Source organism: Stenotrophomonas sp. SKA14 (genome assembly GCF_000158575.1).
Classification (GTDB): domain Bacteria; phylum Pseudomonadota; class Gammaproteobacteria; order Xanthomonadales; family Xanthomonadaceae; genus Stenotrophomonas; species Stenotrophomonas forensis.
Genome location: NZ_DS999412.1, coordinates 4281331 through 4293766, shown reverse-complemented (window position 1 = coordinate 4293766; position 12436 = coordinate 4281331). Strand labels below are relative to the sequence as shown.

General features: G+C 67.6%; 12 protein-coding genes. 8 read left to right on the top strand and 4 right to left on the bottom strand.

What is annotated here, in order from left to right:
• Positions 1–91 precede the first annotated feature (91 nt).
• A complete protein-coding gene (smqnr, locus tag SSKA14_RS19490) occupies positions 92–739 on the top strand; it encodes a SmQnr family pentapeptide repeat protein (RefSeq protein ID WP_040008643.1) in 648 nt (215 codons plus the stop codon).
• Between the two features lie 16 nt (positions 740–755).
• Here smqnr and SSKA14_RS19485 read toward each other — a convergent pair whose 3' ends face one another.
• On the bottom strand, positions 756–1430 hold the full coding sequence (locus SSKA14_RS19485) for a class I SAM-dependent methyltransferase (RefSeq protein ID WP_008265813.1): 675 nt from the start codon (positions 1428–1430) through the stop codon (positions 756–758).
• Positions 1431–1508: 78 nt separating this feature from the next.
• The gene (locus SSKA14_RS19480; protein ID WP_008264794.1) at positions 1509–2888 is read right to left on the bottom strand and encodes a PLP-dependent aminotransferase family protein; all 1380 of its coding nucleotides are present in this window, start codon (positions 2886–2888) and stop codon (positions 1509–1511) included.
• Positions 2889–3021: 133 nt separating this feature from the next.
• On the opposite strand from SSKA14_RS19480, the gene SSKA14_RS19475 reads away from it, so the two are divergent.
• The 4 genes from SSKA14_RS19475 to SSKA14_RS19465 all read left to right on the top strand — a co-directional run bounded on the left by SSKA14_RS19475 (position 3022) and on the right by SSKA14_RS19465 (position 5841).
• Positions 3022–3885 carry a DMT family transporter gene (locus tag SSKA14_RS19475; protein ID WP_040009844.1) on the top strand — a complete coding sequence of 288 codons (864 nt, stop codon included), beginning with the start codon at positions 3022–3024 and terminating at the stop codon, positions 3883–3885.
• 202 nt (positions 3886–4087) lie between these two features.
• Positions 4088–4924, top strand: coding sequence for an SDR family oxidoreductase (locus SSKA14_RS19470; RefSeq protein WP_232281415.1), 837 nt, complete (start codon positions 4088–4090; stop codon positions 4922–4924).
• A gap of 38 nt (positions 4925–4962) precedes the next feature.
• Positions 4963–5193 carry a LysR family transcriptional regulator gene (locus SSKA14_RS24230; RefSeq protein ID WP_008267940.1) on the top strand — a complete coding sequence of 77 codons (231 nt, stop codon included), beginning with the start codon at positions 4963–4965 and terminating at the stop codon, positions 5191–5193.
• 6 nt (positions 5194–5199) lie between these two features.
• Positions 5200–5841, top strand: coding sequence for a LysR family substrate-binding domain-containing protein (locus SSKA14_RS19465; RefSeq protein ID WP_269724187.1), 642 nt, complete (start codon positions 5200–5202; stop codon positions 5839–5841).
• A gap of 13 nt (positions 5842–5854) precedes the next feature.
• On the opposite strand, the gene SSKA14_RS19460 is transcribed toward SSKA14_RS19465, so the two are convergent.
• The gene (locus SSKA14_RS19460) at positions 5855–6754 is read right to left on the bottom strand and encodes a LysR substrate-binding domain-containing protein (RefSeq protein ID WP_040009842.1); all 900 of its coding nucleotides are present in this window, start codon (positions 6752–6754) and stop codon (positions 5855–5857) included.
• A gap of 106 nt (positions 6755–6860) precedes the next feature.
• Between SSKA14_RS19460 and SSKA14_RS19455 the strand changes: the two genes are divergently transcribed.
• Positions 6861–8378: an MFS transporter gene (locus SSKA14_RS19455; protein ID WP_040008639.1), complete on the top strand. Its 1518-nt coding sequence runs from the start codon at positions 6861–6863 to the stop codon at positions 8376–8378.
• A 439-nt stretch (positions 8379–8817) separates the two neighbouring features.
• Here the strand turns inward: SSKA14_RS19455 and SSKA14_RS19450 are convergent, their stop codons facing one another.
• On the bottom strand, positions 8818–9222 hold the full coding sequence (locus SSKA14_RS19450; protein ID WP_008265247.1) for a GFA family protein: 405 nt from the start codon (positions 9220–9222) through the stop codon (positions 8818–8820).
• A gap of 172 nt (positions 9223–9394) precedes the next feature.
• Here SSKA14_RS19450 and SSKA14_RS19445 point away from each other — a divergent pair, with 172 nt between their 5' ends.
• Positions 9395–10369, top strand: coding sequence for a DUF4105 domain-containing protein (locus SSKA14_RS19445; RefSeq protein ID WP_008268013.1), 975 nt, complete (start codon positions 9395–9397; stop codon positions 10367–10369).
• Positions 10369–12390, top strand: a complete 2022-nt coding sequence (locus tag SSKA14_RS19440; RefSeq protein WP_008264447.1) for an alpha/beta hydrolase — start codon at positions 10369–10371, stop codon at positions 12388–12390. Before SSKA14_RS19445 ends, SSKA14_RS19440 begins: the two co-directional genes overlap by 1 nt.
• Positions 12391–12436 lie beyond the last annotated feature (46 nt).

Below are 12436 nucleotides of genomic sequence, written 5' to 3'. Positions count from 1 at the left end.
CTGGACTGCCGGTGAACCCGGCCGCGCCCGGGGTCTATGGATCGCCTTTGCGGCCCGGCATCATGGCGGGGCACTTGGCATGGAATCCCTGATGTCCCCCATCGTTCACCACAAGCTGCGGATCGGCGCCGACCAGTACACCGGCCAGAAAGTGGTCGACCAGCAGTTCCAGCAATGCGATTTCTCCGGCGCGGATCTGACCGCGACCGAGTTCATCAACTGCAGCTTCTACGACGCCGACAGCCGCACCGGGTGTCGCTTCAACGGTGCCACGCTGAAGGAGGCCAGCTTCCGTGGCTGCGACATCAGCATGTGCCACTTCAATTTCATCAAGGCGCTGGGCCTGGAGATCAGCGAGTGCCGCGCACAGGGCGCGGATTTCAGCAACGCCAGCTTCATGAACCAGATCACCACGCGCAGCGGGTTCTGCAGCGGCTTCATCAAGAAGTCGAACCTGCGCTACGCCAATTTCTCGCGGGTGACGCTGGAGAAGTGCGAGCTGTGGGAGAACCGCTGGGACGGCGCCAATGTGAGCGGCGCCAGCTTCGCCGGCTCGGACCTGTCCGGTGGCCAGTTCGAGGGCATCGACTGGAACAGCGCCAATTTCACCGATTGCGACTTGACCAATTCCGAGTTGGGTGAGCTGGACCTGCGCAGCACCAACCTGCGTGGCGCACGGCTGGACGTGCAGCAGGTGGCGCTGCTGATGCAGCGGATCGGCATCACTGTGGTGCCGTGATGACGGTCCGGCCGCATCACTTTGCGTAGGCTACCCAGCCCTTGAAGCTGAAGCCGGCGTAGAACAGCTCCACGTCGTCGAAGCCTGCCTCCTGCAGCAGCGCGACCTCCTGCTCGGGTGACAGCAACGGCAGCCGCTCGGCAATGGCCTCGATCGCACGCTGCGCATCCACGCGCGCAACGCCAGAGGCTTCTGCGAACGCCGCATAGCGCTGCAACCAGCGCAGCTTGCCGTCCGGATCCTGCGGCACGCTGTGGTGGGCGACCACCAGGGGCGCACCCGTGCGCAGTCGCTTGTGTAGTTCGCGCAGCGTATGCAGGCGTTGCGTGGCGTCGAGGAAGTGCAGGGTCAGCAGGCAGCTGGCGCCGTCGAAGCGCACGTCCGGAGCATCGTCGATGTAGCCTTCCAGCAGTTCAACGCGTGCGTTCAACGGGCCCAGCGTCTGCTCAGCCAGGGCCAGCATCGGTGCGGCCGGGTCCACGCCCAGCAGCTGCCAGCCCGGTTGTGCCTCGGCAAAGGCTTTCAGCTCCAGGCCGCCACCGGCGCCCAGCACCAGCACGCGCCCCTGCACGGGGACCCGTTCGGCCAGCAGCAGGCGACTCATCTGCTGCAGGGCGAGGTAGCCCGGCACCTGGCGCAGCGGGCCCTCGGCATAGCGGGCCACGGCCTGCGGATCGGAAAACGAAGACATGCGCGCATTCCTGCAACGGGGAATTACCACTGTACCGTGGCACGCAAGTGCCCGTGCCGCAGGGCACCGGCATCGTGCTCAGCGCAAGGCCTGTGCCAACACCTGCCAGATGCGCGGGTCCTGGCATTGCGAGACATTGAAGCGCAGGTAGTCGGCCGCGCGCTGCGACTGGCTGAAGGCGTTGCCCGGTGCCAGCACGATGCCCTGGCGCAGGCAGTGCCGCGCCAGTGCGGCGGCATCGCGGCCGTCGGGCAGCTGGCACCACAGGAACAGGCCGGCTTCGGGCTGCAGCCACGGTGTGATGCCCAGCGTGTGCAGTTTCCGTAGCGTATGCCGGCGTGCATCGGCCAGGCGCGAACGCACCGACTGCATGTGGCGACGATAGCCACTGTCGGTCAGCGCGATGTGCATCAGCTGCATCGCCAGATGGCCGCCGCCGAAGCTGGTTGCCAGCTTCAGGTCGGTCAGCGCGTCGATCCAGTCGTGGCGCGCCGCGATGTAACCGCACCGCGACGCCGCCGACAGCGTCTTGGAAAAACTGCCGACGTGGATCACCCGCGACAGACCATCCAGCGCGGCCAGCCGCGGCGCAGGCTGCAGCTCGAAATCGGCGAAGATGTCGTCCTCGACGATGATCAGTTCGCTGCGCTCGGCCAGGCCCAGCAGGCGGTGAGCGGTGCTGGCGGAAAGCACGGCGCCGGTCGGGTTGTGCAGGCCCGAATTGGTGATGTACAGCCGCGGCGAATGCGCCTGCAGCGCCTGCGCGAACGCATCAAGGTCCGGCCCGGTGTGGGTGTACGGCACGCCTACAGCCTGCACCTGGTGTGCCTTCAGCAGCGCGTGGTAGTTGAAGTAGCTGGGGTCATCCACCAGCACGCAGTCGCCGGGCTTGAGCAGGAAGCGGCAGATCAGGTCGACCGCGTGCGTGCCCGATTCGGTCAGCAGGATCTGTTCCATCGGCGCGTCGATGCCCAGTGCGGCAGCACGCCGCTGCAACAGCTGGCGCAATGCGGGCAGACCGAGCGGGCCGGCATAGTCGACCAGCTGCGCAGCATCGACACGTGCCAGCCGGCGCAGGCCGCGACGCATGCCGTCCTGGTACAGCCAGTCGCTGGGCATCCAGCCGCAGCCCGGTTTGAGGTGGCCCGCGGGCGTCTCCAGCGATTGCCTCGACACCCACAGCGGGTCCACCACGCGATCCAGCCGCGGCTCCATCGCGGCCAGCGCCAGCGGTGCGGCCGGGCCACTGACGTAGAAGCCCGAACCCGCACGCGCGCTGATCACCCCTTCAGCCGCCAGGCGCTCGTAGGCCTCGACCACGGTGGAGACCGATACGCCCATCGCTGCCGCCTGCGCGCGCACCGACGGCAGGCGGGAACCGGGGCCATCCACGCGCGCGCTGATGCGGCTGCGGACGGTCTGGATGACTGATTCGATGCGGGTGAGCGGACGCGACATGGCGGGACTGTAGTGGAAGTGTTGGCAGTACAGTTACTTGCGACTGTACTGGATTGTAGCTGGGGCGCACCCGTCGATGGATGTTCCCATGCAGGTTCCGCCGGGCAATGCCCGGCATGACAGGAATGCAGGCGTGGAACGGTCAGCGAGCGGTTGGATCAATGGCTTCATCGGTGTGGTGATCTTCGCCGGCTCGTTGCCGGCCACCCGCCTGGCGGTGCTTGAACTTGACGCCGGGTTCGTCACCGCTGCACGCGCTACCATTGCCGCGGTGCTTGGCCTTGGCCTGTTGCTGCTGTTGCGCCAGCCCTGGCCGCGGCGCAGTGACCTGCCGGGGCTGGTGGTGGTCAGTCTTGGCGTGGTGGTCGGTTTTCCGCTGCTGACCGCGTTGGCGCTGCGCCATGCGTCATCGGCGCACACCATCGTGTTCGTCGGCCTGCTGCCACTAAGTACCGCACTGTTCGGGGTGCTGCGCGGCGGCGAGCGGCCGCGCCCGGCGTTCTGGCTGTTCTCGATGCTGGGCAGTGCCTGCGTGGTCGGCTACGCAATGCGCAACGGCATCGAGGCCTCGCTGCAGGCCGACCTGCTGATGCTGGCCGCGATCCTTGCCTGCGGGCTCGGCTATGCCGAAGGCGGCCGGCTGGCCCGCCATCTCGGCGGCTGGCAGGTGATCAGCTGGGCACTGCTGCTGGCCTTGCCGGTGATGCTGCCGCTGAGCGTGGTGATGCGGCCGGCCTCGTTCGCCGCGGTGGGCGCGCCTGCGTGGTGGGCGCTGGGCTACGTGGCGGTGTTCAGCATGCTGGTCGGCTTTCTGTTCTGGTACCGCGGGTTGGCCCAGGGCGGTATCGCCGCGGTCGGCCAGCTGCAGCTGCTGCAACCGTTCTTCGGCCTGGCCCTGGCAGCGCTGCTGCTGCACGAAGCGGTCAGCGCTGGCATGGTGCTGGTAACACTGGGCGCGGTGGTCTGCGTGGCCGGCGCGCGCCGCTTCAGCCGCTAGGAAAAAGGGGACGGAGGGGATTAGGTCGCTATTGCCCCTTGTGTGCCGGAAGCGACTTAATCCCCTCCGTCCCCTTTTCGGGTGATAGCGCGGGCGTATCGTGGGGAGTGGTCAACGGTATTGGCCGGTGCCCTCGCCCGTGGTTGAAGCTGTGCGGATGCAACCTGTTTCCCGAATTTCCTTTGAAGGCCAAGTGGGGCTGGTGACCGGTGCCGCCGGTGGACTGGGCCTGGCCTACAGTCGCCTGCTGGCCGAACGTGGTGCGCACGTGGTGATGCACGACGTCGGTGCCGACACCAATGGTTGTGGCACCAATCCGCTGCGCATCCAGCACAGTGCCGACGCGTTGCAGGCGCGTGGGCTGTCGGTGCAGGCCGTCAGTGATCCCATCGATCATCGTGCCGGTTGCCACGCCCTGGTACAGGAGATGCTGCAGCAGCATGGCCGCATCGATTTCCTGATCCACAATGCTGGCTGGGTGGAGTACCAGGCGCTGGAAGCAGTCGAAGACGATGCGCTGGAGCGGATGCTGTGCCTGGCCGCGAAGACACCTCTGTGGTTGGCGCAGGCGGCGTGGCCGGCGATGCGCGCGGCGGGCGGTGGCCGCATCGTCATCACCACGTCCGATCGCGCGCTGTATCCGCAGTATGCGCAACGCGGCCTTTCCGCCTATGCGATGGGCAAGCTGGCCGCGCTCGGCCTGGCCAATGTGCTGGCACTGGAAGGTGCAGCGCAGGGCATCGTGGTCAACGCGGTTTCGCCAGTAGCCAAGACGCGGATGTGGGGCATCGACGGCGAGCCGGATGAGCTGCATCCGGAGGCAGTCGCGCAGGGCGTGGCCTTTCTGGCATCGACGCGCTGCCAGGGCGGCGGATGGGTGCTGCGTGCAAGCAATGGCCAGTTCCATGCGCTGCGCCTGCAGGAAGCGGAACACGTTGCATATCCGCGCGATCTGCGCGCGGTCAGCGCCGACAGCATCGAGTCGGTGGCCCTGCAGTGGCCGGCCATCGCCCGCGCCAGTGTGGACGTGCGCAGCTGAGGGCGTACCCTAGCCGGATTCCCACCACCTGCATCGAGATGATCGACCTGCGCCTGCTCCGCCAGTTCGTGGCCGTGGCCGAAGAGCTGCACTTCCACCGCGCCGCCGCCCGGCTGCACATGTCGCAGCCACCGCTGACGGCGGCGATACGGCGGCTGGAAGACGAGCTGGGCAGCGAACTGATCGTGCGTGGCAACCGTACCCTGGGCCTGACCGTCGCCGGGCAGACCTTGCTGGTGGAAGCGCGCGCGACGCTGCAGCAGGCCTAACAGGCGCTGCAGCGCACCCGTGAAGCCGCCGCAGGGCAGAGCGGCAGCCTGCAGGTGGGCTATGTCGGCAGCGCCCTGTACGGTCGGCTGCCCGGTTTGATCCGCCGCTTCCGCCAGCAGTATCCGCGGGTGCGGCTGCATCTGCAGGAGGCGACCTCCCGCCAGCAGCAGCTGTGGTTGAGAGAGCAGCGCATCGATGTGGGTGTGTTGATTCCACCGATTCCTGCCGCCGAACTACAGCTGCGCGACTTTGATCATGACCATCTGGCGATTGCGTTGCCGCGTGCGCATGCATTGGCCGCGTTGCCCGAAGTGAGCGTGGCGATGCTGGCCGATGAACCCTTCGTGTCGTGGCCAGCGGGCGAGGGCATCGGCTTCCACGCACAGGTGCTGGGCCTGTGCACCGCGGCGGGATTCACCCCGCGCGTGGTGCAGGAAGCGCAGGGCATGCATGCAGTGCTGTCGCTGGTGGCGGTGGATGCGGGCGTGGCAATCGTGCCGGCCAGCATGAGCAGTTTCCGTCCGGAGGAGATCGTCTACCGGACGGTGGCCGGCGAAGCAGCGCGCTTCACCCTGCAGCTGTGCGTGCGCCCTGAGCAACCTTCGCCGGTGCTGTGCAATTTCCTGGACGCCGCGAACGCGAGCTGATCCTGCTGGCCGCTTAGGCGTGTTCGCCCTGGAACAGATGCGCCACGGCGTAGTCGATGAATACCCGCAGCCGCGCGCTGGGGTGGCGTCCACCCGGCCATAGCAGCGAGAACTGCCCCTGGTGTGTGGGCAGTGCAGGCAGTACCCGTTGCAGGCGGCCATCGGCCAGCGCGTCGGCGGCAAGGAAGTCCGGCATCCAGGCCAGGCCCATGCGCCCGATGGCGGCGGCCAGCAGCGCTTCCATGTTGTTGCAGGTCATCGCCGTCGGCAGGCCCGCTCCGGCATCGCCTTCGACGCCTGGCAGCTGCCACGGATGCAGCTTCCCGGTGGTCGGGTAGCGGAAGCGCAGCGCGGTATGCATGCGCAGCTCGCTGACATCACCGGGCGTGCCGCGCGCCTGCAGATAACCCGGCGCCGCACAGAGCATGAAACGAAACCCGCCCAGCCGCCGCGCGGTCAAGCTGGAATCGGCCAGCTCACCGCTGCGTATCACCGCGTCGAGGCCTTCGCTGACCACATCGACGATGCGGTCATTGAAATCCAGTTCCAGCTGCACCTGTGGATAGCGCTGCTGGAACCCCGGCAGCACCGGCAGCAGGAAGCGATAGCCGATGGTCGGCAGCCCGATGCGCAGCAGCCCACTGGGCGCGTGCTGTCGCTGCGCCAGGTCCGCCTGCGCTTCGGACAGCTCGTCCAGGGCGCGCCGGCAGCGTTGCAGGAGCAGATCGCCCTCATCGGTGAGGTGTACGCGGCGGGTGGTGCGATGGAACAGGCGCGTACCCAGGTCCTGCTCGAGGCGGGCGATGCGCTTGCCGACCGCCGACGCTGACAGGCCGAGAACGCGGGCTGCACCGACGATGCTGCCCGCCTCCGCAGTGCGGACGAAGGCGAGCAGGGCAGAGATGGAGTCCATGCCGGCATGATTGCGGAGCATCAGGCCGCAATCAACGTCCATCGAGCCAGTTTTTCATCAATAACGGCCTGTCCATCATCAATGCCCCTGATGGATGGAGGCCCGCATGGCCCCGGTTTCGATGCTCCCCTTGCCTGTCCGTGCGCAGCAGCGCTGGATGCTGCTTGCCGTCTGCCTGGCCGCGCTGGCATTACCGTTGTCCTTCTCGGCCGGTGCGGTCGCGGTGCCGGTGCTGGCCCGTTCGGCGGCGGCGTCACCCACCGCGCTGGCGTGGGTGACCAATGCGTTCATGCTCACCTTCGGCAGCCTGTTGCTTGCTGCCGGTGGCCTGGCCGACCGCTATGGCCGGCGGCGGCTGTTCCTGCTGGGCACGGTCGGGTTCACCGCCACCACAGCCGTCGTCTGCGTGGCTCCCACGCTGCTGTGGCTGGACCTGGCGCGCGGGCTGCAGGGCGTTGCCGCTGCAGCAGCGCTGGCGTCCGGCACCGCCGCATTGGCGCAGGCCTGGCAGGGACCAGCACGCGCCCGCATCTTTGCTCTGCTGGGCACGACCTTCGGTGCAGGGTTGGCACTGGGGCCGCTGCTTGCCGGCCTTCTGCTGCAGGCACTGGGGTGGCGCAGCGTGTTCGCCGCCGGGGGTGTGCTGGCGTTGGCGGCCTTCGTACTGGGCGCGCGCGTGTTGCCTGAAAGTCACGGCGAGCGCGGACACCTGGACCTCGGCGGCATGCTCGGCTTCAGCCTGATGCTGGCAGCGCTGACCCTGTCCCTGCTATGGCTGGGAGAATCCGGCCTGCATGCCCTGCGCGTGCAGCTGGCGCTGCTGGCGACGCTGTTGTTGGGCGGGGTGTTCGTCTGCATCGAACGGTTGCACCACGCACCGCTGCTGGACCTCTCATTGTTCTCGCAGCCGGCGTTCCTCGGTGTCCAGCTGCTGCCGGTGGCCACCTGCTTCGGCTACGTGGTGCTGCTGGTGGTGCTGCCGCTGCAGTTGCTGGGGGTGCACGGGCAAAGCGCGACCGCGGTCGGATTGCAGATGCTGGCCCTGTCCACGCCGATGCTGGTACTTCCGATGCTGGCCGCGCGCTGGGCCGAGCGCATCGGAAGTGCGCGACTGTGCACGCTGGGCCTGCTGGTCTGTGCCCTCGGCCTGTACCTGTTGTCGCGCCATGCGTCGCACCCGTCGCCCTCGCAGTGGGTGCCGTTGCTGATGCTGATCGGTGCCGGAACGGCGTTGCCGTGGGGCTTGATGGATGGGCTGTCGGTCAGCGTGGTGCCGGTGCAGCGTGCGGGGATGGCCGCCGGCATCTTCGGAACGGTGCGGGTGGCCGGTGAAGGCATCGCCTTGGCCGCAGTGACCGCCTTGCTTGCGCTGCTGATCGGCCAGCGGCTGCAGGGCGCGTCACCTGCGTCGCTGGCCAGGGCCGGGGCCTATCTGGCGACCGGTGCGCATGCACAGGCGCAGGCGCTGCTTCCGGCGATGCGCGGCGAACACCTGCAGCAGGCCAGTGCCGAAGCGCTGGCGATACTGCTGCGGGTGCTGGCGCTGCTGACCGCTGCCTGCGCCGTGCTGCTGCACGGACTGCTGCGGCGGCCAGCGTTGGCTGTGATCAGAACCGATAGGTGATGGTGCCGGTGCCCCCCGTGGGTAGCCTGCGTCGGCCAATGCGGCGTGCGCGACGAGGCTGCCGGGCAGGGCGAGGGCAAGCGAGAGCAGGGTGCGGCGGGCGGGCATGGCGGTCGGTCCACCGAAGATCTCCGCGGATTATCGGGACTTCACCCGATTGTTGCAGATGATTCGCAATAACGTGTCATCGCCGAGACTTCGTCGCCTCACGCCCCCTATGCCGGCCAGCGCCTAGTCTCGATCGTCCCCGTCCCCCACGGAGATCCGCCATGTGGCTGCTCGATCATCTCTGGCCCGGCCGTAGACCCCTTCCTCCCCCGGTCGCTGTCGAGCCGCAGGCCGCACCCCGCCGGCCCTGGCTGAAGCGCCCGGCGCGGGCCGGCCGCAGCGGCATGGCGCCCTGGCAGAAAGTGGCGGCACCGCTGCGACGTACGCGGCACTAGGCGATGCGGTCGGCCGGGTGGTTGACCCCATCGTTGACCGGGATCACGCCCAGCGCGAACGGGTCGATGCCCTCCAGGCAGGCCACGTTGTAGCCGTACTGCTCGGGGTTGGAGCGACGGCGGTGGTGGGTGTAGATGCCACACACACCGCAGAAGTAGTGCTCGGCCACATGCGTGTTGAACTGGTACAGCCGCAGGTGGTTCTGCCCGCGCACGACCTGCAGGCCCTCGCGGGTCACGCTGGCGGCGATGGCGCCACGGCGCCGGCACATCGAGCAGTCGCAGCGGCGTGGGTCGACGATGCCGTCCGGCAGATCCAGCAGCAGTTCGACCGTGCCGCAGTGGCAGGTTGCGCGGTGCTGGGGTTGGACCGGAACGCCGGCCACGGAGGTGATGCCCATTGTTGCTCCTGTGTGGTGGAACGCGGCTGCATGGGCCGCCAGCGGCCCTGCGGCGACCCGCCTGAACGGACCGTAGATGCCACGCTGATGCGGCTTGTGGCTAACTATGCGGCTTGAATACCGCCACAGGATGCCAGTGAACACCGCAGGACGTTGGATGACAGGAAGTGCCATGGCGCTGGCGGCGCTGTGGGTGACCGGCCTGCTGGCCTACCAGTTGCCGGGGCCGGGTTGGTTGGCGACCAGTGTGGCCCTGCTGTGGCTACTGGTTGCGCTGTGGGCATCGTGGCGGGTCGCACGCGGCCGAGGCAATCGCCGGCTGGGCCTGGCGTTCGGCGCATCGCTGGCGCTGGCCGCGCTGTGGTGGCTGCTGCTGACGCCGCGCCAGGACCGCGTGTGGGCCGATGACGTGGCCCAGCGCCTGCACGTGGTGTCGTTCGATGGGCGCCATGTGGTGCTCGACAACGTCCGTGATTTCACCTGGCGCAGCGAAACCGACTATGACGCGCGCTGGGTGCGCCGCGAGTACGACCTGGACCAGCTGCGTTCGGCCGATCTGGTGCTGTCGTACTGGATGGGCCCGGCAATCGCCCACACGCTGATCTCGTTCGGCTTCGAGGATGGGCGCCACGTGGTGTTCTCGCTGGAGATCCGCAAGGAGCGCGGTGAATCGTTCTCGGCGCTGGGCGGCTTCTTCCGCAAGTTCGAGATGACCCTGGTGGCCTCCGAGGAGACCGACATCATCCGCACCCGCACCAATGCGCGCGGCGAGGATGTCTATCTGTACCGCCTGCACGGCATGGACCGCATGCAGCTGAAGGAGCTGTTCGCGGCCTACATCGAGCAGGCGCGCGAACTGGATGCGAAGCCGGGCTTCTACAACACGCTGACCAGCAACTGCACCACCATCGTCTTCGACCTGGCCCGCCACATCGCACCGCGACTGCCGCTGGACTATCGCCTGCTGCTGTCGGGCTATCTGGCCGAGTACGCGCAGGAGGTCGGTGCGCTCACCCCGGGCGTGCCGTACGCCGAGCTGCACGACAAGGGCCGTATCACCCAGCGTGCGCTGGACCTGGGTGACGGCGAGCATTTCTCCACCGTAATCCGCCAGGGCGTGCCCGGCACCGAGCAGGACCCGCAGTAATGACCCAACGCCCCCCGTCCCGCTGGCAGCGCCTGCTGCCGGTGTTGTTCGCCGCCTTCCTGCTGCTGGGCAGCAGCGGCTGCGCGATGGTTACCGTCAAGCAGGTCACGTCCAGTGATTCGCTGGTCAACAAGCGCGCCGACGTGCTCAACACCGGCAAGCTCAGCCCGGCCGCGCGCGAGACGCTCAGCGCGGCAGGGCTGGACGAATCGCAGTGCGAGAAGGACTTCCTGGTCTGCCGCAGCACGCTGCTGATGACCGATGATCTCAACGTAGAACAGCGGCTGTCGGCGCTGTCCGAACTGTGGGTGAAGGCGGCACTGGCGCTGACCCCGAAGAAGACCGCGGCCGGCGATCCGCCGATGAGCGATGCCGCACTCGACGCCTGGCTGGAAGCGGCCCGTTACGCCTATGCCTACCTGTTCTACAGTGGTCGTTCGCCGTCTGACCGCGCCTTCGAGGACCGGCAGACGCAGGTGCGCGACTACTACAACTACGCAGCCGAAAAGGCGGCGGTGGTACTGTTCGTGCGCGCGCGTGCGGCGGCACTCGCCGGCGAGGACTATACGAAGCCGGTCTCGGTCGGCAGCTGGTCGCTGGCCTCCAACTACCAGCAGTTGAACCTGAAGAGCATCCCGGCGCAGCTGGTGCCGGCCGGCACGGTCAGCTTCGTTGGCCTGCGCAGCACCTACCGTCGCGATGGTTTCGGCGCCGAGCTGGTGATGGTGATGGACCCGCCGAAACTGGTTGCGCCGGTGATCGCGCCGGACGGCCCGAAGGCCGAGACGACGCAGGACGACGAAGGCGATGCGCACCGGGGCCGCCGCCATCGCCATGACGATACGGTGCCCGAGTTCAGCGAAATGTCCTCGATCAACGTCACCGCGCTGCTGCGCTTCGAGGGCAGCAGCCTGGACGACGTGATGCGCACGCGCCGGGTCGAGCTGGATGCCTACTCGCCGGAAGCCACCGAGCGCATCACCCTGCACGGCGAGCAGGTGCCGTTGGCCGGTAATTTCACCGCCGCCTATGGCCTGTGGCTGGCGCAGAGCGGCTTCGCCCGGCAATCGCTGCGCACCCTGTTCGGCATGAGCGAGGGCATCGGCGAGCCGCACATCTACCTGATGCAGCCGTGGGACCCGAACCGCCGCATCATCTTCATGCTGCATGGCCTGGCCAGCAGCCCGGAGGCCTGGGTGAACCTGGCCAACGAGATCATGGGTGACCCCGAGCTGCGCCAGCAGTTCCAGGTGTGGCAGGTCTATTACCCGACCAATGCACCGATCGCGCTGAACCGCTATGAGATCGCCAATGCGTTCAATGACACGCTGAAGCACTTCGACCCCGATGGCAGCACGCGGGCATCGAAAGACATGGTCTACATCGGGCACAGCATGGGCGGCGTGCTGGCGCGCCTGCTGGTCAGTGATTCAGGCGATGTGCTGTGGAATGACCTGCTGGCCAACTACGACCTGAAGGGAGAGCGCCTGAAGCGCGTGCAGGCCAAGCTGGGGCCGCTGCTGCATTTCAAGGCGCAACCGAACGTGGAGCGCGCGATCTTCATCGCCGCACCGCATCAGGGCACCGATATCGCCGGCAACAAGGTCGGCCGCCTGATCGGCCGGCTGGTGCGCTTGCCGCTGACGATTCTCGGCAAGTTCGAGGATGTGTTCATGGCGCTGGCGCAGGCCGAGCAGCAGGTCGATGGCACCGCCAAGCCGAAGATTCCCAACAGCATCGACAACCTCAAGGCCAGCGATCCATTCGTGAAGGCGGCCGCGCAGCTGCCGATCGAGACCGGCCTGAAATACCACTCGATCATCGCCCAGCGCAAACCGGAGCTTCCGGTGGAGAAGTCCGATGACGGGCTGGTGCCGTACTGGAGCGCACACCTGCCGGGCGCGCTGTCGGAGAAGGTGATCATCTCCGGCCACAGCGTGCAGGAGACCCCGCAGGCGGTGCTGGAAGTGCGGCGCATCCTGCACCGGGACATCGATGACGTAGGCACCGATAGCAGGTAGTGCCGGCCGCTGGCCGGCAACATCACGGCATTCCTGTGTGCGTGAA